The sequence below is a fragment of the Kitasatospora sp. NBC_01246 genome (assembly GCF_036226505.1).
GTDB lineage: Bacteria > Actinomycetota > Actinomycetes > Streptomycetales > Streptomycetaceae > Kitasatospora.
The window spans coordinates 1,022,829-1,048,215 of record NZ_CP108484.1; the positions used below are offsets into that span (position 1 = coordinate 1,022,829).

The following is a 25,387-nucleotide window of genomic DNA, read 5'->3' on the forward strand; positions in this document are numbered from 1 at the left end:
GCGGGTGACGCTCGCTCGCTCGGCGGCGGCATCACCGCTCCGGGATGCGGCCGCACATCACGTTGCCGGGCTCCGCCGGGTCGGCGCTGATCCAGAACTGCGCCCACAGGAGCGCGAAGTCGGCCCGGCTGAGGTACCCGTCACCGTCCAGGTCGAGCAGCTCGAAGACGTCGTCGGTCGCCACGCTCCGGCCGTGCCAGGTGTCGACCAGACTGCGGTGCTCGGCGCGCGAGATGCGGCCGTCCCCGTTCTCGTCCACGGCGTCGAAGACGGTGTCGGCCGTCGCCGTGACGACTTCGCGCAGGGCGGGGAGCCGGTCGACGAGCGCCAGGAACTCGTCCATGTCGACCGTGCCGTCGTGGTCGGTGTCGGCGACCGTGCGCAGGTGGTCCCACCAGCCCGTCATGAGCGCCTCGACCCTGGCCCTCAGCCCCGCGTCCCGCTGGACGGCCGGCAGTCGGCTCCACCGCTCCGCCAGGGCCCCGAAGTCGCTCTGCCGCAGGCAGCCGTCCCCGTCCGTGTCGAACGCGGCGAAGACGTTGCGGAGCTTGCGCTGCTGGAACTCGCTGGCCATCGACGGGCCTCCCCCGTGCCGAACCGCTGCCGTACCGAAACCACTGCCGTACCGGACCGCTGCGCCACCACGCGTGGCGACAGGATGGTGACGATAAGCGGCCGAAGCGGGCACCCGCCGGACTTCGGCGAAGAACGGGAGAATCCCGCCAGATCCGCCGCCACCTGTGCTAGAAGCCGCCCCACCCGGGGAGTTGGGCGACCCTGCGGCCGGGGTACGTGCCGGGGACGGCGCTCGGCCGGGCGGGGAAGGAGCAGACTGTGTCGGAGCAACGGCGGTCCGTCCTGCGGTACACCTGGCGCGGGAGCGAACGGGTGGCGACCGAGGTCGTCGCCTACGGCGTCGAGGGCGAGCCGCTGCCCGGCCGCCCGGGTGTGCCCCCGTGGGAGGCCGTCGGGGGGCGCACCACCGACCGGGTGCGCCTGACGGTGACGGACGACGAGGTGCGCCGCTGGCAGGACGCGCTCGCCGCCTACGTCCGCGCGGTCGATTCGGCCTCCGCCCGGCTCAGGGAGGTCTGGGCGAAGGTTTCCCGCCGGGGCGCGCTCAGGAGGGTTCCGGGAGCCCGTCGGCGCGGGGCGGTGCGCCTGGGCCGCGCCGAGGAGGTGTACACCGCCCACCTGGCGGCCGCCACCCTGGCCTACCGTCCGGTGCGTCAGGAGGTCGAGGCACGCGTCGCGGTGGCGCGGGAGGAGGAACGAGCGGTCCGCGCTCGCGAGCGGGACCGCGCGGAGGCCGCACGGCCGGCCCACATCGCCGCCCTGCGGCAGTGGAAGCAGCGGTGGACCGACCTCGCCCGGGCGGCGGACCTCCGGACGTGGACCTGGCGCTACGAGGAGCAGACCCTCCTCGTCCTTCCCCAGGACGCCGGCCGGCCCGGGCAAGCGGCGCTGACCGCGCGCGAGGTGGCGAAGCTCCTCGTCGTACTGGCCGGACGCGGGTGCACCCGGGTGGAGTGGGAGCGGGAGGCCCGCCGCTCGGTGGAGGAGATCGTCGGCCCCGGACAGTTCCCCGCATGGTGGCGGGACGTGCTGAGCGCGACGGTGAACACCCGGACCCGGGAGGCGGCGGAGCAGGAGATCACGTCCACGGCCGAACGGCTGGGCGCCGCCCTCGACACGGCCGGCCGACCCGGCATGCGGGTCTTCACCGTGGGCAGCCAGCAGTCCGTGTCCGGCTGGCACCTCGCCCTCGACCGGCCGCCGCGCCTCACCCGGCCGGGCGTCGAGCTGCCGGTCGTCCCCTCGGAGCCCGCCAATCGCGGCTGGAGACTCTGGAACTACGACGGCAGGGTCCTCCCCTACGACACGCTGACCCTGACGCTCGACCGGTCGCGGCGCGATCCGGTCGGCTTCGCCGAGGTGACGAAGGAGATCGTCTACAGCACCTTCACGCGCTCGGTGTGGTACCGCCGGACCCCGGCTCAGTTCGCCCGGTCGTTCCTCGACGACGAGGCCAGGCACTACAGCCCCTGGCACGAGAACGACCTGAGCTTCCGCCTCGCCGACCACGCGGACGCCCGCGAGTTCGTGCCCTACGTCATGGCGCTCGCAGGCATGGTGACGTCCGCCCTCCTCGGCGTCGCCCAGCACCACGGTGTGGCGCTCTGACCGGCTTCAGGCCGGTGGACTCGGCGAAGGCCACGGCGCCGGCGCCGACCGCCGGGACCGGCGTGGCCGGCCGTCGGTCGGGGCCCGCCAGGCGGCGCGGAGTCACGCGCCGACGGCGTACCGGCGGGTCTGCGGGTACCTGGCGTGATCACCCGCCAGCCAGTCCGTCGTCCGCGCAGGCCGGCAGCGCCCGGTGGGCGTCCGGGGTGTTGCCGTCGCGTTCGACCTCGCTCTCCTGGCGGTGGGAGTAGAGGTCGTTGCGCAGGTCCAGGTTGTCCGCGAAGGCGTCGATGAGTGCCTGCACGGTGGGATGGCCGGGCAGTTCCGCCGGGAGGTCCCGCCCGTGGGCGTAGCGGGGCAGGATCGTGGAGAGCGAGGTCCCGGCGGGTCGGCGGCGCGTCCGGAGGTACTCCACCGGGTCGGGGACGCGGCCGTGGAGGGTGTTCGACAGCGGTAGGCCGTCAGCGGTCCGCGGGTGTCTTCGGTTCAGACCGTGCGGGCCGGGGAGCCGATCGCCACCTGGCGCAGGAGTTCGTCGTTGCCGCCGGTCCGCTTCAGCCGGTCCAGGAGCAGCTCGGCGGCCTGCTGGACGTCGAGAGCGCTCAGCGCCCGGCGCAGGGTCCACGCCGCGGGCGTGCGGGCGGGGCCGAGGAGGAGCTCCTCGCGGCGGGTGCCGGAGGCCTTGACGTCGACTGCCGGGAAGACGCGCTTGTCGGCGAGACGGCGGTCGAGTCGGAGTTCCATGTTCCCGGTGCTCTTGAACTCCTCGAAGATCAGGTCGTCCATCCGGGAGCCGGTCTCGACCAGGGCGGTGGCCAGGATGGTGAGCGAGCCGCCGTTCTCGGTGTTGCGGGCCGCGCCGAAGAGCTTCTTCGGGAGCTGGAGGGCCGCGGCGTCGATGCCGCCGGTGAGGGTGCGGCCGTTGGCGGGGGCGGCGGAGTTGTGGGCGCGGGCGAGGCGGGTGAGGGAGTCGAGCAGCACGACGACGTCGTGGCCGAGTTCGACCAGTCGCTTGGCGCGCTCGACGGCGAGTTCGGCGAGCGCGATGTGCTCGCGGGCGGGCCGGTCGAAGGTCGAGGCGATGACCTCGCCCCGGACCGAGCGCCGCATGTCGGTGACCTCCTCCGGACGCTCGTCGACCAGGACGACCATCAGGTGCGCCTCGGGGTGGTTCCGGGCGATCGCCGCCGCGATCGACTGCACGACCATCGTCTTGCCGGCCTTCGGAGGTGCCACGATCAGCCCGCGCTGGCCCTTGCCGATCGGGGCCACCAGGTCGACGGCCCGGCCGATCAGCTCCCGCGGACCGGTCTCCAGGCGCAGCTGCTCCTGCGGGTACAGCGGCGTCAGTTCGTGGAACGCGGGCCGGTGCCGGGCCTCGTCGACGGTGCGGCCGTTGACGGTGTCGATGCGGGTCGATGCCGGGCGGACGGTGCCGCCCCCGCGCGGGGCGGGCGTGCGCGGGGCGGTCGCGCCGGTCAGCACGTCGCCGGTCCGCAGGCCGAGTGCGCGGACCTGGTCGGCGGGCAGGTGCACGTCGGTGGGCCCGGGGAGGTAGCCGGAGGTGCGCAGGACGGCTTTCCCCTCGCGGATGTCCAGCACGCCGGCGACCGGTACGAGGTCGCTGTCCGCGGCGGCGGCCGGCTGCGCGGGCCGGCTGCCCCGGCGTTCGGTGGCCGCGGGCCGGGAACCGGACGCCGGCGCCGGTGGCCGGCCGGGAGAGCGCTTGGCGATGATCGCCTCGACGAGTTCGTCCTTGCGCAGCCGAGCGGCGCCCGGAACGCCCAGGGCGGAGGCGAGTTGGTGGAGGTCGGTCTTCAGCAGGCCGTCCAGCGGCGCGGGGGTCGACGGTGCGGTGGTGGTCGTCACGAGAAGGTACTCCTGTGCTGTCGGATGATGGCGAAGGGTGAGGGGCGCCGGGCGGCCCCGGTGGGGCGGCAGGAACCGGCGACGAGCTGTTCGGCCCGGCGGGGCGCCCGGAGCGGGCTGCGGCGGTGCTCGGGCGGGACACGCGGCCCCGGCGCGGCCACGAAGGGGCCGGGCACACGAAGGGGCTGAACAGGGGAAGTTGGCTGCCTGCCGGGCGGGCACCAGTCGGGTGCCGGCGATGCGTCGGGCAGGAGACCGCCGGAGGAAGCGGTTGGTATGACGGGATCCGGGCCGCTACGGCGGGGACTTCGGTGTGCAGTGCGCCTGGTTCCCGCACCCTGAGGGTGGGCTTCCAGCATCGCCATAGGCAGGGTAGCACCTCGGGGTCTCGGCGTGACGCGGCATTTCCGTGCCACCCGGCCCCGGTGCCGGCACCGGGGTACCCGCTGCCGCCCGCCCCTGCCCGGGGTACCAGCTGTCCCCGCCCCTGCGCGGACGGGTGCGGTGAGCGGGGCGCGCCGGCGTACCACCCACCCCTCGCCCCTCTGTTGACCGGCTCATGATCACTCTTAATGATCATGGGCAGTACAGTGACCTCCTGTATCGATGTGTCGACAGAGGGGGATACAGATGAAGGTCCGTACGACGGCGGGGCTGGCGGCGCTGGTCGTGGGCGCGTCGCTGCTCGGGGTGCCGATGGCAGCGGCCGAGGACACGCCGGTGGCGCTCACCACCACGTTCAACAACCCGGCGGGGCCGGCCGCCTCCCAGGACGCCATCCGCAACCAGCTGATCTCCCTGATCAAGCGCACGCCGACCGGAGCCGAGATCAACGGCTCGATGTACCTGTTCACCGACGGCGGTGTCAGCGCCGCGCTGATCGCGGCCAAGCAGCGCGGCGTGAAGGTCAGGCTCGTCGTGGACGGGGACGCCGTGCCGGCCTACGAGCCCGGCAGCAACCCGCCCAAGGCCACCGGGTCCGAGTACGCGACGCTCGCCGCGCCGACCGGCCTGGGCACCGACCAGAACGCCGACTCCTGGGTGCTGGCCTGTCCGGACACCCGCGGTTGCATCGGCAACCGGGCGCTGAACGACGACGACGACGGCGCGATCAACCACAACAAGTTCTTCCTGTTCTCCAAGGTCGGCAGCACCGAGAACGTGGTGTTCCAGACCTCTGCGAACCTCACCACCAGCCAGCGCAAGAACCTCTTCAACAACGCCGTCACCGTCCCCGACGCCGGCTCCGGCCTCTACGCCGCCTACCGGACGTACTGGCAGGACCTCGTGACGTACGGCTCCTCCGGCAACGGCCTGGCGACGAACTACCTGAGCCAGCAGGCCGGCCCGTACAAGACGTACTTCTTCCCCCGCCAGGAGAGCGCGGGGACGGCCTACAACGACGACGCGTCCACCGACACCGTCGTCTCCCTGCTCGGCAACACGGACTGCGCGGGCGGCGCCACCCGGATCCGGATCGCCATGTACGCCTTCACCCGGGTCCAGGTCGCCGACAAGCTGGTCGAGCTGAAGAAGGCCGGCTGCCAGGTGGAGCTGCTGCACAACGGGGAGAGCGGCAACCTCGGCACCACCGTGAAGAACGCGCTGGCCGGCAAGCTCGACCTGGCCGCCCGCTGCTGGGGCACCGCGCCGAACGGCGACGGCACCACCCGGTCGATCGGCATCCACTCCAAGTACCTGCTGATCGAGGGCACCTACCTGGGCGCCGCCAACCGCAAGCTGGTGTTCACCGGGAGCCACAACTACACCTACCCGAACCTGCGGTCCCACGACGAGACCCTGCTGAAGATCGACGACCCGGCCGTCCACGACGCCTTCAAGGCGAACTTCGAGGCGATCAGGACGAGCGGAGCCTGCACCGCCTGGTGACCTGCCGCCGCACCGGCCGGCCGCGGGCAGCCAGGAGCGGCCGAGCCGGCCGGTGCGGCCGGGTCTGCTGAGCGGTCGGTAGCCCCCCGGCCGCACCGCGAAGGCAGCCGACCGGAATGTCCGACGGTGGGTCGACCGCGAACCTCGGTGCTCGGCGAAGAGCTCCACCGAGGTGGGACAGCCCACGCACGGACGGCTTCGGCCAGGGTGCTGCCAGGACCCCTGTGACCGCACTCACCCCGCTCGTTCCGCCCCCACCGCCCGCCGCTGATAATCCGTCACTTGTACGCTGTCGGCACCGGAAGTCAACGGAGGGGGCGATGATGACCAATCTGCCGACCACGGTCGACGGACTCGGAGGTCTTGCCGAGGAGGGCGCCATCGTTCTCGCCGGTGCCCTGGCCACGGGTGCGTTCGGTGTGGCCCGCGCGAGGATCGCCGCGATGTTCGGACGGCTGGGCCCGAACCACGAGGCGGGCGTGGAGACACAGTTGGACGCCGACCAGGAGCTCGTCCGCGACGCGGCCCCGGAGGAGCAGGACGAGGTCCGCCAGGACATCGCGCCCGTCTGGCGGGGCAGGCTCGCCCGTCTGCTCAGGGACTGCCCCGAGGTCGAGCCGGAGCTGCGCGACCTGCTCGCCGCGCTCCGCGAGGCGCTGCCCGAGGAGCGCCGGGGCTGGGTGCAGACGATCGTGGCCCGCGACAACGCCACGGTCTACGGCGCGCAGGGCGGGAACGTCATCCACTACCAGGGCGCCCACGCCCGCGAGGTGCCACCCCCGGACGGCGCTGCCGCGGACGGCGGGCAGGCCGAGGCGTGAGCGACGCCCGTACGGGACGCGCCGACGGGACCCCGCCCGACCGACAACAGGCCACACCGCCCGTGCCGGCCCCACCAGCCGGGCCGGCCCCACAGGCCCCACCCGCCCAGCGGGCCCAGGGGGCCCGGCACGTCCAACACGTCCGTGCCGAGGGCGGCTTCGCCTACGGTGCCGTCGGCGCCGACATCCACGTGTTCGGTGACGGTACGCCGGTCTACCTGCTGCTGCGCCACCGGCGCCCGGCCGGTCCCGACCCGGCCTGGCTCAGGTCGCAGCCCAGCCGACTGCTGGACGCGCGTGCCGAGGTCGTCGACTTCACCGGCCGCGACACCGAGACGGCGGAGCTGCTGGCCTGGCGTGACGCCGAACCGAGGTTCGCGGTGCGGTGGCTGCACGGGGAAGGCGGCCAGGGCAAGACCCGGCTGGCCGGGCGGCTGGCCGAGGAGTCCGAGCGGGCCGGCTGGGTGGTCGCGGAGGCCGTCCACGGGACGGACACCCATCCGCCGGCCGACGGCAGCCAGGATCTGCGTCTCGACGGGAGCGCCGGGGTACTGGTGCTGGTCGACTACGCCGACCGGTGGCCGCTGTCCGACCTGAGCTGGCTGTTCCACAACATGATGCTCCGGCAGCCGGTCCCCGCGCGGGTGCTGCTCATCGGCCGGTCGGCGGGACAGTGGCCCGCGCTACGGGGCAAGCTGGACCGGCTGCGGGAGAGCATCCACACCTCCGACCAGCTGCTGCGGCCGCTCGCCGACGACGGACAGCTCCGGGGCGCTATGTTCGACGCGGCCAGGGAGTGCTTCGTCCGCCACTACCCCGAACTCGGCGCCCCGGCCCCGATCCGGCCGCCCCGGGACCTGCGTCACGCCGACTTCGGGCTGACGCTGGCCCTGCACATGGCCGCCCTCGTCGCGGTGGACGCGGCGGCCTGCGGCCGCACGCCACCGACGGACATGATCGGCCTCACCACCTACCTGCTGGACCGCGAGCGCGAGAACTGGAGCCAGCTCCAGGAGAACAGCGGGCGGGGCCTGGACTACGGCACGCCCGACGAGGTGATGGCGCGGACGGTGTTCACGGCGATCCTCTCCGGGCCGGTCGCCCGCGCGAGAGCCGTGACCGTCCTGGAGCGGGTCATGCCCGGCGTGCCCGTCGACCGGGCCCTGGCCGACCACGCCGTCTGCTACCCGCCGTCCGACCGCGGCACCGCGCTGGAGCCGCTGTTACCCGACCGGCTGGCCGAGGACTTCCTCGCCCTGCTCCTGCCGGGCCACCCCGTCACCGGCTTTCCCACGGACGCCTGGGCCACCACTGTCCCCGCACGGCTGCTCACCGACGAACGCACGGCGTTCTGCGCGCCCCGCGCCGTCGCCTTCCTGGCCGCCGCGGCCGACCGGTGGCCGCATGTGGGCGGCACCGTGCTCTACCCCGTGCTGCGGAACCGGCCCGACCTCGCGCTCCGAGCGGGCAGCGCGGCCCTGAGCGGCCTCTCCGCCATCGGCGCCGACAGCGCCGACGGCGCCCACGGCCGCCCGATCGACCCGGAGCTGCTCACGGTGCTGGAGCACGTGGAGCCGCTGCTGCCCGAGGGCGAGCACATCGACCTGGACGCCGGCGCCCTGGCCGTGGTCGAGCGGCTGACCGCGCACCGCCTGGACGGCAGCACGGACCCGGCCGAACGGGCCGGGCTGTACGGGACGCTGGGCAGGCGCCGGACCAACGCCGGCAAGTGGGGGCCCGCCCTGGCGGCGGCGGAGGAGGCCGCCAGGCTCAACCGCTGGCAGGCCGGGAACGACCCCCGGCACCGGGCCCGGCTGGCGGACTCGCTGACCGAACTCGGCAACGCCCTCGCCCGGCACGGGCGCTGGAGCGAGGCGCTGTCGCAGTCCCAGGGCGCCACCGCCCTCCTGCGCGAGCTGGCCGAGCACGACCCTGGCCACCGCCCCGCCCTGGCCCGGTCGTTGACGGACCTCGGAGGACGGTTCGCCGACTGCGGCCGGGCGCGCGAAGCCCTCGACGCCGCCGAGGAGGCGACGGCCCTGCGCCGGCGACTCGCGGCCGAGGACCCCGAGCGACAGTCGGCCCAGCTGGCCCGGGTCCTCAGCGGCCTGGGCGCCCTGCGCCTGCGACAGGGCCACCGGGACGAGGCCGTGGATGCGGCGGAGGAGGCGGTCGCCGTGCTGCGCGGGCTGGCCGCGGTCCGGCCGGGCGACCACCTCGGGGATCTGGCACGGGCACTGGGCAGCCTGGGGCGGGTGCGGCTGGAAGCCGGACGCCGCGAGCGGGCCGTCGAGGCGGCGCAGGAGGCGGTCGGCCTGTTCCGGCGCCTGGCCGGGGCCAATCCGGCCGTACACCGGCCGCATCTGGTGACCTCCCTGGTCCACCTGAGCGCGACGCTCCCCCGCCGGACCGAACACGGCGACCGGACCTCCGGGCCTGCCCTGACCGCGGCCGAGGAGGCCGTGGTCCTGGCGAGGGAACTCGCCGAGGTCGATCCCGCGATCCACCGGCGCGGCCTGGGCCGGGCCCTGGAGGCGCACGGCGACCGGCTGGCCGAACTCGGCCGGCGGGACGAGGCCGTCACGGTGCTGCGCGAAGCCGCCGACCTCTATCAGGCACTGGGCTCCGGCGGCAGCACGGCACCCTGGGAACTCACCGGCCTGCTACGGCGGTTGGCGGCCCTGTACGGCGAGTCCGGGGCGGCCGGCGACAAGGCGCACATGCTCCTCAACCTGAGCGCCCTGCCCTTCGGCGCGCCCGAGGAGCGCGTCGAGGCGGCCCGGCAGGCCGTCGAGCTGTACGCCGGGACGGACGAACGCGCCGCCGAGGCCGCCGCGCTGCTCAATCTGGGCACGGCGCTGGCCCGGGCCCGGCGGTACGAGGAGGCCGTGTCCGTCGGCCGGCGCGCCCTCGGGACCTCCCGCGAACTGGGCTTCCGGGAGTTCGAGGCCGTGTCGCTCAGCAACCTGGCGGACCACCTGCGGCGCGCCGGGCGGTACGGGGAGGCGGTCGAGGCCGCCGACGCCGCCTGCGCCCTCGACGAGGAACTCGGCCGGGAGCACGGCCACCCCTTCTACACCCGCGGTGAGGCCCTCCTCCAACTGGGCCGGAACGAGGAGGCGGTGGTCGCCCTGGAGCGGGCCGCCGACCTCTACGAGCGCACGGGCAGGCGGGAGTACGAGGACAGCGGCGATCCCCTGGAAGAGGTCGACGCCCGGCACAGCCTCGGAACGGCGCTGTCGCGGAGCGGGCGACTCGCCGAGGCGACCACCGCGCTGCGACGTGCGGTGGCGCTCTACGAGGCCGCCGGAGAGCCCCGCCGGGCCAGGCAGGCCTCGCTCACCCTCTGCGCCAACCTGGTCGGTTCGGGGCGACTGGACCAGGCCCTCCCCCTCGCCGAGCGACTGCTCGCCCGCTGCCGGGCGGCGGGCGACCGGGAGCAGGAGGCCGTGGCACTCTCCCAGTACGGCGCCGCCCTCCTGGAAGCGGGCCGGGTCGACGAAGCCCTCCCGCTGTGCCGCGAGGCGGCGGCGGCGCTGAACGGCCCGACCAGGCCGGACGATCCCCGCCACCCGGCGGCGGCCTGGCACAACCTGGGCCGGGCCCTGGAGCGCTCCGGGCGGCCGTCGGAGGCCGTCGCACCGTGGCGCGAGGCCGCGCGGATGTGGGCGGAGCTCGGCGACCGCCGGTACGAGCGGGACGCCTGCTACGGGCTCGGCGTCGCCTGCTTCGCCCTCCACGACCAGGCGGAGGCCGTAGACGCCTTCGAGCGGGCCGTGCGGCTGAGCCGGCGCACGGCCGACCGGTCGAGCGAGGCCGGGGCCCTGCTCGGCCTCACCGGCGCGCTGGTGGAAGCGGAGGAGTTCGCCGAAGCGGTCGACGCCGGGCGCCTTGCCGTCGAACTGCTGAGGGAGTTGGGCGAGCACGGCAGCGAAGGACTGGCGCTCGGTCAGCTGCACGACGCACTCACCCGGCTCGGCCGACCGGACGAGGCCACCGCCACACTGGAGCAGGCGGCCGCCGCCCACCGCGCCGATCGCGACGCACGTGGCGAGGCCGCGGCACTCGTGCGGCTGAGCAACAGCCGGATTCGGGCGGGCCGTCCCGACGAGGCGATCAGCGGTGCCCGGCGTGCCGTCGATCTCTACGCGGCGGCCGGCGACCGGCTGGGCGAGGGGTCGGCGCTCCACAGTCTCGGCACCGCGCTGTCGGACGGCCGGCGCTTCGAGGAGGCCGCGGCGGTCAACGGCCGCTGCGCCGACCTGATGCGGGACCTCGGTGAGCTCTGGCACGAGGGGTCGGCCCTGCTCAATCAGTGCTCCGCGCTCCAGGAGACGCAGCGGTTCGACGCCGTGGCCGACGTGGCGGACCGGGCTGCGGCCGTCCATCGGACGATCGGCGACCGGCCCGGGGAGGTCAAGGCGCTGATCCTGCTGGCCATGGCGTCGCGGGAGACCGGCCGGGCCGAGGAGCGCCTCGCCGCCGCCGGCCGGGCCACGACGGTGCCGCTGGAGCTCGGCGACCCGCTCCGGGCGATGGCCTGGTTCGAGTTCGGCGCGGCGCTCCATCAGGCCGGGCAGCAGGAGCGGGCGGCCGGAGCCTTCACCGAGGCCGCCGCGTCGTACCGGGCCTCGGGCAACCCGCGCTCGGCCGCGACAGCGTGGCTGAACGCGGGCGAGATGCATCTGCGGATCGAGCAGTGGCCCCGGGCGGTCGAACCCTGCCGACAGGCCGCCACCCTCTTCGCGGCTCCCCCCGCCGACCACGGGAACGAGCTCACCGCCCAGGTCTCGCTCGGCAAAGCCCTGCTGGGAGCCGGTCACTACGTCGAGTCGTCCCCGGTGTGGCGGCGGGCGGTCGATCTCGCCCGGGCCCTGGGAGCGCGCGAGACCGAGGGCACCGCCCTGTTCATGCTCGGCGCGGTCCTGGTCGACCTCGGAGAACTGCAGGAGGGCATCACCGTCAGCCGCGAGGCCGCGGCGCTCCTCCAGGCCTGCGGTCTGCGCTCCCAGGCCGAAGGGGCGATCCGCAACATGCGGGTGGGACTGGGAAAGCTGCGCGGCGGGTGACCGAAGCAGCTGACTGCGGCGTGCGGGCCCGGCGGTGTCGGTGAGCCGCGGCGTCGGGGAGCCGCGGTGTTGGTGAGCCCGCGGCGTCGGGGAGCCGCGGTGTTGGTGAGCCCGCGGCGTCGGGGAGCCGCGGTGTTGGTGAGCCCGCGGCGTCGGGGAGCCGCGCGCGGCCGGAGAAGCGGCAGGGGAACCGGGCAACGCGGCGGGGCTCACGCCGGTCGGCGGTCGCCTCGTCGGCCGGCACCGTTGGACGTCAGGTCCGGGTCTGCCGACAGGTGGGCGCGGACGTAGGGGATGGCGACAGTCTCCACGGGCCGGTCGGGGTTGAAGGCAGGGTGGACGTTCACTTCGAAGACGACACCGCCGCTCTGCGCGGCGAGGTCGACGCCGGCGAAGGGCAGTCCGACGGACGCGGTGGCGGCCACCGCGAGTTCGGCGAGCCTCGGGGGAAGCCGGTCGGGGCCCAACACGGTGGTGCCGGCCCCCTGGGAGACGTTGCACGGCCGGTCCGGGTCACTCTGGTGGCGTTCGAAGGCGTGGACGACCTTTCCGTTCAGCACGATCACGCGGTGCTGGTTGCGGCGGCCGTCGGCCGTGAAGTTCCCCGCATCGCGGGAGATGAGCCAGCCCTGCCCGGTGCTCCGGTAGAAGGCAGCGGCGGCCTTCAGCTGCTCGGTGCCGGTGACGTGGAAGACGTCCGCTCCGCCCATGCCGAGTACGGGCCGTGCCCACACGTCCCGGCCCAGGCGGCGGAACGCGCTCAGCATGTCGTGCCAGGAGCCGTTCATTCGCAGAGTCTCCATCTGCGCGACGGAGTCCCGGCTGAACCGCTCGACCATCAGGGACTTGTCCGTCGCGACCCGCCACGCCTCGGGATCCGCCGCGAGCGTCCGCGCTCCGAACCGACGCAGCAGGTCCTGGAATCCTTCGAGGTGGCGTCTGCGGTGGGGAGGTATCTCGAAGACCACGACCACCGGTTCGACGGCCACCGGGGCGCGGCCCGGCCGGCGGACCGTGAGGAGGCCTCCGGCCCGCTCAAGGCCTGCCGTCACGGGCCCGTCGTCGTACAGGAGCCGCGCGTCCAGCCGCACCGGACCCAGGCCCGTCACCCGGGCGATGGCGTCGGCGAGGATCTCGCGGCTGCCCTCCTTGGACCCGTGGTCGGTCACCAACAACAACGGCATCATGGTCTCAGTCAACACCATCGCGGCGCCAATTCCGAGCGAGAGAACACGAATTGGGCGGCAATCAGTTCCTGGTGGCATCCCTGTCCGGGTCTTCTGCCCGAGGCGTTCGCCGTTCGCGGACCGCCGGGGATCGCGACCCGCCCGGAGACCGGGGAGAGCGGGTACCTGGTGTCCCGAGTACCCGCTCTCACAGGCGGCTCGACGGTCGCCGATGGTCCCGGCGGCGCCCTGGCCGGGTACCGGTGCCGGACGGTCACGCGTCACGCGGTCACGCGTCACGCGGTCACGCGGTCAGGCCGTCACGCGGTCAGGAGGCCGTCGTCGAGCCGGACGTCGTGGAGCCTGAGCCAGGCGTCCAGCCGGACCGGGGGCTCGGTGTACACCGATCGCTGCATCATGGAGTAGGCGTTCTCGACTGGCGCGGCGAGGTGGGACCGGACGGCGTCGAGGTTCAGCAGCGGCCGCGCCGGGGCGTCCCGGTCGCCGGCGATCCGGGCGAGCTCGCGGTTGATGGCCCGGTCGTAGCCGAGGTCCTGGGTCGAGGGGTAGGGGGCCTTTCGGCGCTGTGCGATCGACCGCGGCAGCAGGTCCTTGGTGGCGTGGCGCAGCAGGCTCTTCTCCCGCCCGTCGAAGGTCTTGAACGCCCACGGCGTGTTGTAGACGTACTCGACGAGCCGGTGGTCGCAGAACGGCACCCGGACCTCCAGGCCGGTCGCCATGCTCATCCGGTCCTTGCGGTCGAGCATCATCTGGAGGAAGCGGGTGATGTTGAGGTGGCTGGCGAGGCGCATCCGGCGTTCGAGGTCGCTGTCCCCGGGCAGGTGGGTGACCTGGCCGACGGCGGTGCGGTACTCGTCGGCGACGTACTCGGCCAGGTTGAGGGACTTGACCAGGCCGGGGTCGAGGAAGCTGGTCGCCTGCTCGCTCACCGGGACCCGGTTGATGGCGTGCCACGGGAAGGTGTCGGCCTGCGAGGCCACCGGGTCGTGGAACCAGAGGTACCCGCCGAAGACCTCGTCGGCCGACTCGCCGGAGAGGGCGACGGTCGAGCTCTCGCGGACCGCCTTGAACAGCAGGTAGAGCGAGGGGTCGTGGTCGCCGATGCCGTAGGGCAGGTCCCAGGCCCGCAGCACGGTGTCGCGGACGCCGGGGTCGACGAGCTGGGCGGTGTCGAGGAGGATCTCGCGGTGCTCGGTGCCGACGTGGCGGACGAGTTCGGCGGCGAACGGGGCGTCCGGCGCGTCCCGGAACTGCTCGGGCTTGAACTCCCCGGCCAGTCCGACGAAGTCGACGGAGAAGGTGCGGACCCGGCTGCCGTCCTTGGCGTCGAGCGAGCGCTGGGCCAGCGCGGTGAGGGCGCTGGAGTCGAGGCCGCCGGAGAGCAGCGCGCAGAGCGGTACGTCGGAGACCATCTGCCGGCTCACCGCGTCCTCGATGAGCTCGCGGACGGTGGCGACGGTGGTGTCGAGGTCGTCGGTGTGCGGGCGGGTCTCCAGCGACCAGTAGCGCTCCTCGCGCAGCCCGTCGCGGCCGACCCGCAGGATGTGGCCCGGCCGTACCTCGTAGAGGTTCTTCAACGGGGTCCGGCCGGGCACCCGGGCGAGGGCGAGGGCATCGCGCAGCCCGTCCAGGTCGAGCGTCGCGGTGCTCCGCGGGTTGGCGAGGATGGCCTTGGGCTCGGACCCGAAGAGCACGCCGCCGTCGATCGGGTAGTAGAAGAGCGGCTTGACGCCGAGGCGGTCGCGGACCAGGAGCAGCTCCTGCGTCCGGGTGTCCCAGATCGCCAGGCCGAACATGCCGTTGAAGCGGTGGACGAACTCGCTCCCCCACTGGAGGTACGAGCGCAGCACCACCTCGGTGTCGCTCCTGGTGAGGAAGCGGTGGCCGAGCAGGACCAGTTCCTCGCGGATCTCCTGGAAGTTGTAGACCTCGCCGCTGTAGCTCAGGACCACGAGCGGCCGGCCGTCCGGACCGGTCTCCGGGGTGGTCATCGGCTGGGCGCCGCCCTCGATGTCGATCACCGCGAGCCTGCGGTGGCCGAGCATCGCGTGCGGGGCGGTCCAGACGCCTTCGGCGTCGGGCCCCCGGCAGGCCATGGTGTCCGTCATGGCCTGCGCGGTCGCTCCCTCCCTGGTCAGGTCGCGACCGAAGTCCACCCAGCCGACTATTCCACACATCTCGGACATCCCTTTCGTCGAGTGATCGAGCGCGTTTCAGTGGTACGTATCGACCTTCGACGGCTCCGCCGCCGGGGTACGCGAGGACAACCGGTGCGCCAGCTCGGACAGGCCGAGGGCGGCCACCGCCAGCCCCGCTCCGATGAAGCTGATCCGGTCCGCGCCGATCGAGCTCATGCCGACCGCCCCGATGACGCCGGAGAAGGCGATGGCGAGGTAGAGGAAGGCCGCGTTGAGCGAGATCAGCAGGGGCGCGGACTCGGGTTCGAGGGTGATCAGACGGGTCTGCTGGGGGGCCGTGATGGCCCAGGCCGCGACACCGTACGCCACGATGACGACCAGCGCGGCCGGGTAGGAGCCGGTGGTCAGCGGGAGGACGACGAGACTGAGGGCCAGCAGCACGATGGCGCCGCCCACCACCGGCCGGGCACCGATCCGGTCGACCAGCGCGCCGGCGTAGAAGTTGCCGACCGTCCCGGTCAGACCGAAGGCGAACATCAGGACCGCCAGCCTGGTGCCGCTGCCGCCGGTCGCGTCGGAGAACACCTCGGCCATGTAGGTGTAGACGATGTAGGCGGCGGTGAAGGCGACCAGCGTGGTCGCGAGCACGGTGACCACCCGGCGGTCGCCGAGCGGGGCGAGCCGCTGGCGCAGCCCGCCGGGGGCCGGCACGGACACCCGGGGCACCAGGGCCAGCACGCCGATCAGGCCCAGCGCCGTCAGCGCCGTGATGAACCACATCGTCGCCCGCCAGCCGAGGACGCTGCCGACCACGGTGCCGATCGGCGCGCCCAGGGCCGTCGCCGCCGTCAGCCCGGTGGTCACCGCGGCGATGGCCCGGCCCCGGCGTTCGGGTTCGACCAGACTGGCGGCCGTGACGCTGGCCGCGGGGATGTAGAGGCCGGCGCCCGCCGCGGCGATCATCTGCGCGACCAGGACGACCGCGAAGGACGGGGCGAGCCCGGTCGCGATCACGCCCGCCATGTAGAGCAGGACGGCGAGCTTGAGCACCCGGTGGCGGGGCCAGCCGGCGGTCAGGGTGCCGAGGACCGGCGACATCACGGCGCAGGTCAGCGCGAACACCGTGACGGTCTGGCCGGCGGTGGCGATCGAGACGTCCAGGGACTTGCTGAACTCGGGCAGCACCCCGGCGAGCACGAACTCGTCGGTACCGAGCGCGAAGGTGCCGAAGCCGAGCATCAGGACGGCTCGCCACGCACTCCTCGCCGATACCGCCTCGGGTTCGTCCTCGGCCATCAGCGCTGTTCCCGTGCCGGAATCGGTCAGCCGGGCCATGGGCCCTCCTTCATTCGGTACCGATCGGTTCTGTTTATGAGGACGGTACCGCTCGGTGCCGTTTGGGGTCAAGATCCGCTACCGTGGACCCATGGCGACCCATGCACGCGACCGCCTCCTCCAGACCGCGGAGGAGCTCTTCTACGCCGAGGGGATCCACGCCGTCGGCGTGGAGAGACTGCTGGCCGTCTCCGGGGTCGGCCGGGCGTCCTTCTACCGGCACTTCACCGGCAAGGACGCCCTGGTGGCGGCCGTCCTGACCCGTCGGGACGAGAGCTGGCGCGCCTGGCTCGAAGACGCCGTGGACGCCCGCGGGGGCGGACCGCTCGCGGTCTTCGACGCCCTCGCGGAGGGGGCGGCGGACGTCAACTTCCACGGCTGCGCGTTCATCAACGCCATGGCGGAGGTGTCCGACCCCGCCAGCGAGGTGTACCGGCTGGCGGCAGCGCACAAACAGGCGGTGACCGACTTCCTCGACCGCCTGCTCGAAGCCGCCGGGCACAGCCGGCACTCCGAACTCGCGCCGCAGTTCGCCCTGCTGATGGACGGCGCCATCGTCACCGCGATGCGCGAGCGCAACGCCGCACCGGCCCTGCTGGCCCGCCGGATGGCGGAGCGGCTCCTCGGCTGAGCGCCGCCCCCGTCCCGGGAGGGCCGGCGCGGCCCCGGCGGCCCCCGCGTCGGGCGGGCGGCGGCACGGCCCGGGGCGGGCGGCGTCTGCGGCGGTCGTGGCACGGGCTCTCCCCCTCTCTCGACTGTCCGGTTCGTCGGTCAGGGCCGGTGCCCGCCCCGGGCCACCGGCGGTGCGTCCGCCGCGGCCCGGCCCGGTGTCCCGATGGCGGCGGCGATGACCAGACCCCGCTTGTGCGTGATCGAGACCCCAATGGCCGCGATGCCGCGCTCCCGGGCCCTCAGCGCGGCCTCGCCGCCGAGCCGGACCACCGGCGCCCCGCCGTCGGCGCGCAGGACGCTCACCTGCCGGGGGGTCACTCCCCCGCCGAAGCCCGTGCCGATCACCTTCAGCACGGCCTCCTTGGCCGCGAACCGGCCGGTGAGGAACTCCCGGGCCCGCTCCGCCCCGTAGGAGTCCGCGATCTCCAGCTCCGCCGGCGCGTAGGCGTACACCCGGAACCAGGGCCGGCCGAGCAGCGCCGCCAGCTCGCCCTCCTGGAGGACGTCGACACCGATCCACACGGTCAGCGCACCCCCCGCCGAGGCGGCCGGACGACGCCGGCCCGGACGGCGGGTACGGCGCGGACGACGCCGGCACGGACCGGGCTCACCGGAGGAACGTGCCCTTGAGCACGCCCTGGAAGACGGCCAACCGCTGGATGTGCCCGGTGCCCTCCATGAACTCGAAGGCCCGCGCGTCCCGGTACAGCTTGTCGAGCAGCGGATCCGCCAGCAGGGCGCCCGGGCCCAGCAGTTCGGCGGCGGCCAGGGTGCTGCGCTCGGCGAGCTCGGCGGCACGCGTCTTGACCCCGGCGATCCGGTCCGCTCCCGTCCGGCCCGCGTCGATCGCGGCGGCCACCTCGTAGTTCCGGTGCCGCAGCGCGGCGAGGGCGTCCACCAGCTCGTCCAGCCGCAACCGGTCCGTACCGGTGAGCCCCGGACGCTCCTCCCGCACGTGGTCCAGCACCGCGCGGACCAGCCCCAGCGCCGTCCCGGCGAGCACCGGACGGAACCGCTGCAAGGTCCGGATGGCGCCGACCAGCCCGCGCCGGCTGGGCTTGAGCGTCTCGTAGCCGAGGATCTGCTCGCGCTCCACCCGGACGTCCTCGAACCGGATCGCGGAGATCCGCGCGCCGCGCAGGCCGACGGTCGGGATCAGCTCGGCCCGCAGGCCAGGCGCCGTGGTGTCCAGCAGCACCGCCTCGATGCCGAGCGGTCCCGGTGCCCGGCGGCAGAACACCACGCCCAGCTGGGCGAAGGCGGCGTTGCCCACGTAGCGCTTGGCGCCGTTCAGCCGGAAGCCGTCCCCGTCCGGGGTGAGCGCCGTCTCCAGTTCGGCGGCGGCGGACCCCTTCTCGGGCTCGGTCAGTCCGAAGAAGGTCCAGGTCGATCCGGGGGCCGCCACCCGCTCGTAGTAGGCCTGCCGCTGCTTGTCGTCACCCAGCGCGGCGACCGCCACGCCGGACATCAGCGGGCCGGGGCAGGCGAGCATGAAGCCCGCGTCTCCATAGCTCAACTCCTCGATGGCAATCGAGTGCTCGAGACAGGAGCTCATGTCGTAGGTGTGTCCGTCGATGCGCAGCGGCCGCTCCAGGTACTCCACCGGGACGGTGGCCTTGCGCATGATGTCCACCACGGGGAGGTGCAGCCAGCGGTCGATCGCCTCCGGGTCGCGGTCGATCTCCAGACCGATCCCGCGCAGCTCTCCCGCGGACTCGCGGATGTGGGACCTGAGCGCGGCTGTCCGGTGCGGGTCCGGCTCACTCATTCCCGTCCTCGTCTCGTTCTCGGCGGTCCGGCAGGAGGTAGGTGTTGCCCAGCAGTTCGGCGAGGTACAGCAGCCGGCCGGGGCCGTCGGCCACGAAGCCGCTCGCGCCGTACAGCTTGATCGCGACGCGGCCCGCGTCCACCAGCCCGCAGTGGATCCGGTGGCGGCGCGCGGCGGTGCGGTCGGGGATCGCCAGCAGGTCGGCCGCCTCGGTGAGGGCCAGCGCGACGTCGGCCACCGCGCTCCGCACCAGTTGACGGTTGAGCAGGGTGGCGCCCTCCGAGATGCGGTCGTTGAGCCGGACCACGACGGCGTCGAGCAGCCCGCGGAGCAGCTCCCGGTGGAGCCGGAGCAGCCCGTCGGCGAACAGCTCCCGGGCCCGGTCCGGCGACGGCGCCCCGGGGCCGGTCACGGCGAGCGCGTCGAAGCCGCCCGGCACCGGGGTGCCCTCCGGCAGGCGCCCGGCCGAGGCGACGGCCCAGCCGCCGGTCGAGCTGACCAGCGCGCCCGGGCCTGCCAGCTCGTGGCAGGCGTCGAGCGCGGCGGCGAAGTTCCGCAGGGCCGCCGCGGCCCCGGCGCTACCGGTGCCGACGCCGCCGGGCGCCGTCCAGGGCGGGGTGTCGACCGGCGGCATCAGAGCGCTCCCCTGCCGGAGGCCGCGGTCCCGGCGGAGTCCGAGGCCAGCACGGCCAGGTGGCTCTCGCCGGAGCGCGGGTCGGTGTCGCAGAGCAGCACCGTGGCGTACCGGTGCTGCCAGGAGCGCCAGTTCCGGGCCAGTGCCAGCCAGACGCTGGTGCAGTAGCTGCCGGGCTCCACCCGGTGCCGGGGGCCGTCCTGGTCCAGCCCCCGCCGGTCGAACCAGGACCCGGTGACCACCAGCGTGCCCGCCGGGTCCTTGGCGGCCAGCTCCCCGAGGCGGTCGAGGGGCGACTCGGTGGCGGGGATCGTCTCGACCCCCGCCACCCGGGGTCCGCCGGTGGTTCCGAGGACCAGCACCACCCCGGAGTCGACCAGGCCGTTGTCGTGGACCAGGGGGAACCGGGTCGGCAGGGTGGTCTGTTCGAGGACGGCGAGCACCGCCGTCCGGCTCCGGCCCGCCCGCTGGAAGGCGGAGACGACCCGCAGCGCGGTGAACGGTGCGGCCAGGCCCTGCTGGCCGATGCCGAGGTTGTTGGCGGACCCGCCGCCGAGCAGCCGGTCGAGGTAGGGCGCGATGGCGACGAACGGCGTCACGTCCGGCAGCGCCTGCGCCACGATCACCAGGTCGGGCGCGCTGTCCCGGACGCCCTCGATCGCCGCGAGCCGGTCGACCAGGTCGCGGTGGGTGACGTTCGGCGCGGCGCGCAGCAGGTCCGGCGCCACCTCCAGGCCGAAGGGCTCGACCAGGTCGCGGTAGTAGGAGAGCGTCGCCGGGTCCTCGTCGTACGGCCGGCGCGGCGGGGAGACCACCGCGCCGGCGCCCTGGAGGGTCGTGGACATCGCGGTCTCCCTCATGCCCCGTCGGCCTGGGCCAGGACGTAGTCGGTGAGGGTGCCCACCGACTTGAAGTCGTCCATGTCCAGGGCTTCCGGGTCCACCGAGATCTCGACCGTGTCCTCCAGGACCATCAGCAGTTCCAGGACGGAGGTGGAGTCCAGGTGCAGGTCCTCGAAGAGCCGGGCGTCCTCGGTGATACCGGTGACGGCCCGCTCCAGGACCTCGCTGAGAGCGGCCTCCACCGCGGACACCACGTTCTGACGTTCCATGTTCCGGTTCACTCCTCTGTGCCGGGGCTGTCGGGGCCTGTCTGGGCTGGGCTGGGCTTGGCTGGGCTTGGCTGGGCTGGGCTGGGCTGGGCTGTCAGGGCTGTCGGGGCTGTCGGGGCTGTCGGGGCTGTCGGTGGCTCTGTCACGGTCGCGCGGTCGGGGACTTCGCGGCTGCCGGGGCTGCCGGGGCTGCCGGGAACGGCCGCCGACCGGTCAGTCGAAGTCGACGAGGTGCTGCTTGGCGAGGATCTCCTCGCGGCGGTCCCGCTCCCGGACCAGGTGCGCGGCACCGTTGTGGACCAGGACCTCGGCGGGGAATCCGTGGCTGAGGAAGAGCCCGGGGGAGGCGGTCGGCCCGTAGGCGCCGGAGCGCTCGACGCCCAGCAGGTCGCCGGCCTCGACCGGCGGCAGGGCGACCTTCTTGCCGATGACGTCGTTGGGCGTGCAGAGCGGCCCGGTGACGGTGTACGTGTCGCTGGGCTCGTCCCGGTACCTGGTCAGCGAGCGGATCGGGAAGTTGCGCTTGACGAAGCTGCCGACGCCGACCGCCGCCATGTGGTGGTTGGTGCCGCCGTCGGCGACCACGAAGCGTTCGCCGAGGGACTCCTTCACGTACAGCGCGCGCACCACGTACGTACCGGCGTGCGCGGTCAGGTAGCGGCCGAGCTCGTTGATCAGCCGGCAACCGGGGTGCGCCCGGACGAAGGGCTCGACGACCTCGTTGATGCCGGCGAGGACGGCCCCCAGGTCGAGGTCCTTCTCGTTGTCGAAGTAGGCGACGCCGAAGCCGCCGCCGAAGTCGACGGTCTCCAGCGGGATGCCGAGCGTCTGCGACAGTTCCTCGGCGATCACCAGGATCTGCCGGGTGTTGTGCACCAGGTCGTCGGCGTTCAGGAACCGGGTGCCCATGTAGGCGTGGAAGCCGCGGACCCGGACCCGGCGCAGTGCGTCGATCACCGGGCGGGAGCGGCGCAGCAGTTCCGCGTCGATGCCGAACTGGCGCGGCTTGCCGCTCATGGCGAGGCCCGAGCCCTTGGTGTGGAAGTCGGGGTTGACCCGGAGCAGGACCGGCACCTCCGCCCGCCCGGCCTGTTCGGCGATCTCCTCCAGGAGGCGCAGCTCGTCCAGCGACTCGCAGACGATGGCGTGCAGGTTCGCCGCGACGCACGCCTCCAGCTCGGCGCGGGTCTTGCCCGGCCCCAGGAAGATCACGTTCTCCGGCGCGATGCCGGCCCGCTGGACGGTCATCAGCTCGACCAGGGAGGAGATCTCGGCGCCGGCGCCGAGCGAGCCGAGGTAGCCGCAGACGGCGACGTTGGGGTTGGCCTTGAGCGAGAGGAAGACGTCCACCGCGGGGTGGAGCCCCTCGCGCAGCGACTGGTAGACGGTGCGCAGCACCTCGGCGTCGTAGACGAACAGCGGGGTGCCGAACTGCTCGGCGATCCGCGAGACCGGTACCCCCTGCACCCTCAGTTCGCTGGTGTTCATGGCGTCCTTTCGGTGGTGCCGAGACGGTGGAGCGCCTCGGTGGTCCGGCGGTCGAGGTCGCCGAGGCCGTGCCGGTCGGCGGCGAAGAGCAGGGTGTAGAGCCGGCCGTCGAACGGGAGGGAGGTGCCGGCCTGCGCGTTGACCGTGCCGAAACAGGTGACGACCAGCCCGGTGCCGTCGACGGGCGGCCGGGCGAGGTCCCCGAGGGCGTGGGCCACCTCGTCGAAGGAGACCGGGGCGGAGATCCGCAGTGGGTAGTGCTTCGCCAGCGCGGCCCCGCCCGGGGCGAGGAAGCGCTCGGTGACCTGCCCCTGGTAACTGGACATGTTCAGACGGGCGTTGATCTCCAGGACGGGGTACACCAGATCGTCCCGCCCGAGCAGCGCGTCCACGCCGACCACGCCGAAGAAGCCGTCCTCGAAGAGCCGGGCACCCAGCCGCTCGGCGGCGGCGACGAGGCTCTCGTGCTGGACGGGCGAGAGCGCGGCGGGCATGACGTGCCCGAGGTGGACGCCGCCGGAGGTCAGGGCCTCCTTCGCGAAGTCGAACCTCACCCGCCCGTCCCGGGCGATGGTGAACTGGTAGTTGAGATCGAACCGCTTGGGCAGGAACCGCTCGACGACGACGTGGATCGCGTCGTCCCCGCTGCTCCGCGCGCGGCGGTCGACCATGCGCAGCAGCCGGTCGGCCTTCTTGCGGCTGTCGAGCACGATCAGGCCCTTGCCGGAGACGCCGTAGGCGTCCTTGACGATCACCGGCCCGCCGTCGCGCAGCGAGTCGTCGAGCGCCCGGTGGAGCTCGCCCACCGTCTCGCAGGTGAAGCCGGGGATCGCCCGCAGGCCGAGCTCCTCGGTCAGCCGGCGGCTGTAGATCTTGCTGTTGACCCGCGCCGAGGTCTCCGGACCGGGCACCGCGGGGCGCAGCCCGGTCCGCCGGCAGATCTCCTGCTCAAGGGGGGAGTTGCCCATCGGCATGAGATAGGCGCCGCCGCCCGCGAGCACCCGCAGCCGGTCCAGCAGCTCCGGGGAGTCGAGGACGGCCCCGCTGGTGCCGTCCTCGCCGGCCGGCGCCCGGGTGATCAGTTCGGTGGGCGCGCCGAGCCCGGTCTTCTCCGCGTACGCGCGGTAGCCGGGATCGAGCGGGCGGTCGAGCAGCAGGTGGTCGGTCGGCTCGGCGAGCAGGGCGCCGAGCTCCTCCATCCGCTGCACGGTCGCGGCGGTGGTGGTGATCCGCGCCGCCGGGAGCCCGGTGTGGCCGCGCGCCCACTGGTTCTCCACCTCGAAGTTGCAGAGCCAGACGAACCGCGCTTCGCGGTCGCCGGTCAGCGCCTCCTTGAGGTCCGCCGTGTAGGCGGTGCCGGTCATGGGGTGCCTCCCTCGCGGTGAGTGATGACCATGGCGCCGAAGGTGGCGCCCAGGCCGACCGAGACCAGGACGTAGTGGCCGCCGTCGACCAGCCGGCCCCGCTCGCGCAGGGTGGTGTAGTTGAGGAACACGTCCGAGGCGAAGCAGTGGCTGTAGAGCGGGATGTTGTCCAGGAAGAAGCGGTCCGGGTCGGCGCCCATCCGCTGGATGGTGTGGCGCCAGGAGACGGCGTTGACGTTGTGCGGGATGACCAGGTCGATCTCGTCGAAGCTCAGGCCGGCCCGGCGGACGGACTCCTCGATCACCTCGCCGAGCACGGTGGCGTAGTCCTGGCCGAAGGCGCTGATCTCCTGCGGGGTCATCTCCAGGCCCGCCGCGTAGGCGCCGAGGGTGCGGGTCAGGTACGAGCGCACCTCGTCGCCGGGGCCGCCGACGGTCAGCAGGCAGGCGGAGGCCGCGTCCGCCATCACCGCGCTGTTCGGGATCAGCTGGACCTTCGGGGAGTACGCCCGCTCCCCCGTGACCATCAGCGCGTACGCGCCCTCGGGCGCCTCGGCCCGCAGCAGCTCGCCGGCCAGGTCGATGGCGCCGAGGCTGCTGACGCACGCCTGCTGGGTGAGGGCGAAGGCCTCGGCGTCGTGCAGCCCCAGCTTCGCCCGGATGACCCGGGCGGCGTCGATGTGCGGCGGGGCGAGCGTCTGCATGGTGTGCGCGTAGATGACGTAGTCGACCCGCCGTCCTGCGGGAAGCGCCGCCAGGGCACGGCGGGCCGCGGGAAGCACCAGGTCGAAGAGGCCGGTGCCGGGATCGAACCGCAGCCGGTCGAGGCCGTAGATCTTCCGGAACACCCCCACTTCGGCGCGGCGCAGCCCCAGGCTTCCGGCGAGGTCGTCGATCCGCACGCTCCGTTCGGGGAGGAACGACTCGATCCTCTCCAGTGTGGTCACGCCACCCATCCGGGTACTCCCCTCATCCGCCCGCTCCTCATCCGCTCCCTCCTCATCCGCCCGCTCCTCATCCGCCCGCTCCTCAGCGGCCGGCGAACTCGGCGCGGACCAGCCAGCTGCGCGCCACGCCCCGGCGGTCGCGGGGCTGCACCTCGTACGGCCAGCGCCCCTGGCCCGCGCCGGGCTCGCCGGGCTCGCGCAGCTCGCGGACCTTCCAGCCGGTACCGGCCAGGAACTCCTCCGGCTCGTCGGTGCCGAAGAGCCAGGGCGTGCCGTCCTCGCGCAGGCCGGCCAGGAATGCCCTGGAGAAGGGGCTGCGCAGCAGCGCCCGGCTGGCGAAGTCGACGGCCAGCCGGCTGCCGGGGGCCGAGACCGAGCCGAGCACGCCGAGCAGGTGGGAGGCCTGCTCCTCGGTGAGGAAGAACATCAGCCCTTCGGCGACCCAGAGCGTGGGCAGTTCCGGGTCGAAGCCGGCGCGGTGCAGGGCGGGCAGCCACTCCGTGGCGAGGTCGGCCGACACCTCGCGGCGCTCCACCGTGGGCTCCGCCCCGAGCGCGGCCAGCCGGGCACGCTTCTCGTCGATGAGGCCGCCGTGGTCGACCTCGTACACCGTGCTGCCGGGCGGCCAGGCCAGCCGGAACGCCCGGGTGTCCATCCCGGCGGCGACCAGGACCACCTGCCGGATGCCGCTGTCCGCCAGCAGCGCCTCGATGCTGTCGTCGAGGTACTTGGTGCGGATGGCGATGAACGGGATCAGGCCGCCGCCGCCGTACTTGTCGAGGAGCTCGAAGCCGCGCGGGGCCGCGAGATCGCGCGCAAACCTGTCCTGGAACATGGCGTCACCGGGGCGCTCGGACTCGACGGCGCGGGCCGCGGCGGTCCACTGGGCCGTGTACGAGACAGCTTCCAT

Annotated in this window: 20 protein-coding genes and 1 pseudogene; 5 read left to right on the top strand and 16 right to left on the bottom strand. The window is 73.7% G+C overall.

Going from position 1 to position 25,387, the window contains the following annotated elements; all coding sequences use genetic code 11:
• Positions 1-31 precede the first annotated feature (31 nt).
• Positions 32-574 carry an EF-hand domain-containing protein gene (locus tag OG618_RS04650; RefSeq protein ID WP_329485885.1) on the bottom strand — a complete coding sequence of 181 codons (543 nt, stop codon included), beginning with the start codon at positions 572-574 and terminating at the stop codon, positions 32-34.
• Between the two features lie 260 nt (positions 575-834).
• On the opposite strand from OG618_RS04650, the gene OG618_RS04655 reads away from it, so the two are divergent.
• A complete protein-coding gene (locus OG618_RS04655) occupies positions 835-2,184 on the top strand; it encodes a hypothetical protein (protein WP_329485886.1) in 1,350 nt (449 codons plus the stop codon).
• A gap of 148 nt (positions 2,185-2,332) precedes the next feature.
• Here OG618_RS04655 and OG618_RS04660 read toward each other — a convergent pair whose 3' ends face one another.
• The 3 genes and pseudogenes from OG618_RS04660 to OG618_RS37990 form a co-directional block, all read right to left on the bottom strand.
• Positions 2,333-2,674, bottom strand: coding sequence for a terpene synthase family protein (locus OG618_RS04660; RefSeq protein ID WP_329492008.1), 342 nt, complete (start codon positions 2,672-2,674; stop codon positions 2,333-2,335).
• Positions 2,671-3,972 carry a transcription termination factor Rho gene (gene rho, locus OG618_RS04665; protein WP_442906928.1) on the bottom strand — a complete coding sequence of 434 codons (1,302 nt, stop codon included), beginning with the start codon at positions 3,970-3,972 and terminating at the stop codon, positions 2,671-2,673. The genes OG618_RS04660 and rho overlap by 4 nt, the downstream gene beginning before the upstream one ends.
• Positions 3,952-4,275: pseudogene (locus OG618_RS37990) on the bottom strand (hypothetical protein); the annotation flags it as partial. The pseudogene OG618_RS37990 and the gene rho, both read right to left, overlap by 21 nt.
• Before the next feature lie 408 nt (positions 4,276-4,683).
• Here OG618_RS37990 and OG618_RS04675 point away from each other — a divergent pair.
• The 3 genes from OG618_RS04675 (at position 4,684) to OG618_RS04685 (ending at position 11,833) form a co-directional block, all read left to right on the top strand.
• Positions 4,684-5,943 (top strand): phospholipase D-like domain-containing protein, encoded by a 1,260-nt coding sequence (locus OG618_RS04675; protein WP_329485888.1) that lies wholly within the window; start codon positions 4,684-4,686, stop codon positions 5,941-5,943.
• A 320-nt stretch (positions 5,944-6,263) separates the two neighbouring features.
• Positions 6,264-6,764, top strand: a complete 501-nt coding sequence (locus tag OG618_RS04680; RefSeq protein ID WP_329485889.1) for a hypothetical protein — start codon at positions 6,264-6,266, stop codon at positions 6,762-6,764.
• A gap of 62 nt (positions 6,765-6,826) precedes the next feature.
• Positions 6,827-11,833 (top strand): tetratricopeptide repeat protein, encoded by a 5,007-nt coding sequence (locus OG618_RS04685; protein WP_329485890.1) that lies wholly within the window; start codon positions 6,827-6,829, stop codon positions 11,831-11,833.
• Positions 11,834-12,042: 209 nt separating this feature from the next.
• On the opposite strand, the gene OG618_RS04690 is transcribed toward OG618_RS04685, so the two are convergent.
• From OG618_RS04690 to OG618_RS04700, 3 genes are all read right to left on the bottom strand, one after another.
• A complete protein-coding gene (locus OG618_RS04690) occupies positions 12,043-13,038 on the bottom strand; it encodes an ATP-grasp domain-containing protein (RefSeq protein WP_329485891.1) in 996 nt (331 codons plus the stop codon).
• A gap of 281 nt (positions 13,039-13,319) precedes the next feature.
• Positions 13,320-15,197 carry an asparagine synthase (glutamine-hydrolyzing) gene (gene asnB / locus OG618_RS04695; protein WP_329485892.1) on the bottom strand — a complete coding sequence of 626 codons (1,878 nt, stop codon included), beginning with the start codon at positions 15,195-15,197 and terminating at the stop codon, positions 13,320-13,322.
• Positions 15,198-15,233: 36 nt separating this feature from the next.
• Positions 15,234-16,493 carry an MFS transporter gene (locus OG618_RS04700; protein ID WP_329485893.1) on the bottom strand — a complete coding sequence of 420 codons (1,260 nt, stop codon included), beginning with the start codon at positions 16,491-16,493 and terminating at the stop codon, positions 15,234-15,236.
• 91 nt (positions 16,494-16,584) lie between these two features.
• Between OG618_RS04700 and OG618_RS04705 the strand changes: the two genes are divergently transcribed.
• A complete protein-coding gene (locus tag OG618_RS04705; protein WP_329485894.1) occupies positions 16,585-17,124 on the top strand; it encodes a TetR/AcrR family transcriptional regulator in 540 nt (179 codons plus the stop codon).
• A 140-nt stretch (positions 17,125-17,264) separates the two neighbouring features.
• On the opposite strand, the gene OG618_RS04710 is transcribed toward OG618_RS04705, so the two are convergent.
• From OG618_RS04710 to OG618_RS04750, 9 genes are all read right to left on the bottom strand, one after another.
• Entirely contained in the window at positions 17,265-17,687 is a 423-nt protein-coding gene (locus OG618_RS04710; RefSeq protein ID WP_329485896.1) for a holo-ACP synthase, read from the bottom strand.
• 85 nt (positions 17,688-17,772) lie between these two features.
• Positions 17,773-18,933, bottom strand: a complete 1,161-nt coding sequence (locus OG618_RS04715; RefSeq protein ID WP_329485897.1) for an acyl-CoA dehydrogenase family protein — start codon at positions 18,931-18,933, stop codon at positions 17,773-17,775.
• The gene (locus OG618_RS04720; RefSeq protein ID WP_329485898.1) at positions 18,926-19,567 is read right to left on the bottom strand and encodes a hypothetical protein; all 642 of its coding nucleotides are present in this window, start codon (positions 19,565-19,567) and stop codon (positions 18,926-18,928) included. The genes OG618_RS04715 and OG618_RS04720 overlap by 8 nt, the downstream gene beginning before the upstream one ends.
• Complete coding sequence (locus OG618_RS04725) at positions 19,567-20,412, bottom strand: hypothetical protein (protein WP_329485899.1); 846 nt, start codon at positions 20,410-20,412, stop codon at positions 19,567-19,569. The genes OG618_RS04720 and OG618_RS04725 overlap by 1 nt, the downstream gene beginning before the upstream one ends.
• 11 nt (positions 20,413-20,423) lie before the next feature.
• Positions 20,424-20,678 (bottom strand): acyl carrier protein, encoded by a 255-nt coding sequence (locus OG618_RS04730; protein ID WP_329485900.1) that lies wholly within the window; start codon positions 20,676-20,678, stop codon positions 20,424-20,426.
• Positions 20,679-20,891: 213 nt separating this feature from the next.
• Positions 20,892-22,166, bottom strand: a complete 1,275-nt coding sequence (locus tag OG618_RS04735) for a type III PLP-dependent enzyme (RefSeq protein ID WP_329485901.1) — start codon at positions 22,164-22,166, stop codon at positions 20,892-20,894.
• On the bottom strand, positions 22,163-23,530 hold the full coding sequence (locus tag OG618_RS04740; protein ID WP_329485902.1) for an ATP-binding protein: 1,368 nt from the start codon (positions 23,528-23,530) through the stop codon (positions 22,163-22,165). The genes OG618_RS04735 and OG618_RS04740 overlap by 4 nt, the downstream gene beginning before the upstream one ends.
• Positions 23,527-24,486 carry a 3-oxoacyl-[acyl-carrier-protein] synthase III C-terminal domain-containing protein gene (locus tag OG618_RS04745; RefSeq protein ID WP_329485903.1) on the bottom strand — a complete coding sequence of 320 codons (960 nt, stop codon included), beginning with the start codon at positions 24,484-24,486 and terminating at the stop codon, positions 23,527-23,529. Before OG618_RS04745 ends, OG618_RS04740 begins: the two co-directional genes overlap by 4 nt.
• 73 nt (positions 24,487-24,559) lie before the next feature.
• Positions 24,560-25,387, bottom strand: coding sequence for a class I SAM-dependent methyltransferase (locus OG618_RS04750; RefSeq protein WP_329485904.1), 828 nt, complete (start codon positions 25,385-25,387; stop codon positions 24,560-24,562).

Coding starts and splice junctions, on each gene's coding strand:
- OG618_RS04650 (WP_329485885.1), bottom strand. CDS start 574: ATGGCCAGCGAGTTCCAGCAGCGCAAGCTCCGCAACGTCTTCGCCGCG.
- OG618_RS04675 (WP_329485888.1), top strand. CDS start 4,684: ATGAAGGTCCGTACGACGGCGGGGCTGGCGGCGCTGGTCGTGGGCGCG.
- OG618_RS04680 (WP_329485889.1), top strand. CDS start 6,264: ATGATGACCAATCTGCCGACCACGGTCGACGGACTCGGAGGTCTTGCC.
- OG618_RS04690 (WP_329485891.1), bottom strand. CDS start 13,038: ATGGTGTTGACTGAGACCATGATGCCGTTGTTGTTGGTGACCGACCAC.
- asnB (WP_329485892.1), bottom strand. CDS start 15,197: ATGTGTGGAATAGTCGGCTGGGTGGACTTCGGTCGCGACCTGACCAGG.
- OG618_RS04700 (WP_329485893.1), bottom strand. CDS start 16,493: ATGGCCCGGCTGACCGATTCCGGCACGGGAACAGCGCTGATGGCCGAG.
- OG618_RS04705 (WP_329485894.1), top strand. CDS start 16,585: ATGGCGACCCATGCACGCGACCGCCTCCTCCAGACCGCGGAGGAGCTC.
- OG618_RS04715 (WP_329485897.1), bottom strand. CDS start 18,933: ATGAGTGAGCCGGACCCGCACCGGACAGCCGCGCTCAGGTCCCACATC.
- OG618_RS04720 (WP_329485898.1), bottom strand. CDS start 19,567: ATGCCGCCGGTCGACACCCCGCCCTGGACGGCGCCCGGCGGCGTCGGC.
- OG618_RS04725 (WP_329485899.1), bottom strand. CDS start 20,412: ATGTCCACGACCCTCCAGGGCGCCGGCGCGGTGGTCTCCCCGCCGCGC.
- OG618_RS04730 (WP_329485900.1), bottom strand. CDS start 20,678: ATGGAACGTCAGAACGTGGTGTCCGCGGTGGAGGCCGCTCTCAGCGAG.
- OG618_RS04735 (WP_329485901.1), bottom strand. CDS start 22,166: ATGAACACCAGCGAACTGAGGGTGCAGGGGGTACCGGTCTCGCGGATC.
- OG618_RS04740 (WP_329485902.1), bottom strand. CDS start 23,530: ATGACCGGCACCGCCTACACGGCGGACCTCAAGGAGGCGCTGACCGGC.
- OG618_RS04745 (WP_329485903.1), bottom strand. CDS start 24,486: ATGGGTGGCGTGACCACACTGGAGAGGATCGAGTCGTTCCTCCCCGAA.
- OG618_RS04750 (WP_329485904.1), bottom strand. CDS start 25,387: ATGGAAGCTGTCTCGTACACGGCCCAGTGGACCGCCGCGGCCCGCGCC.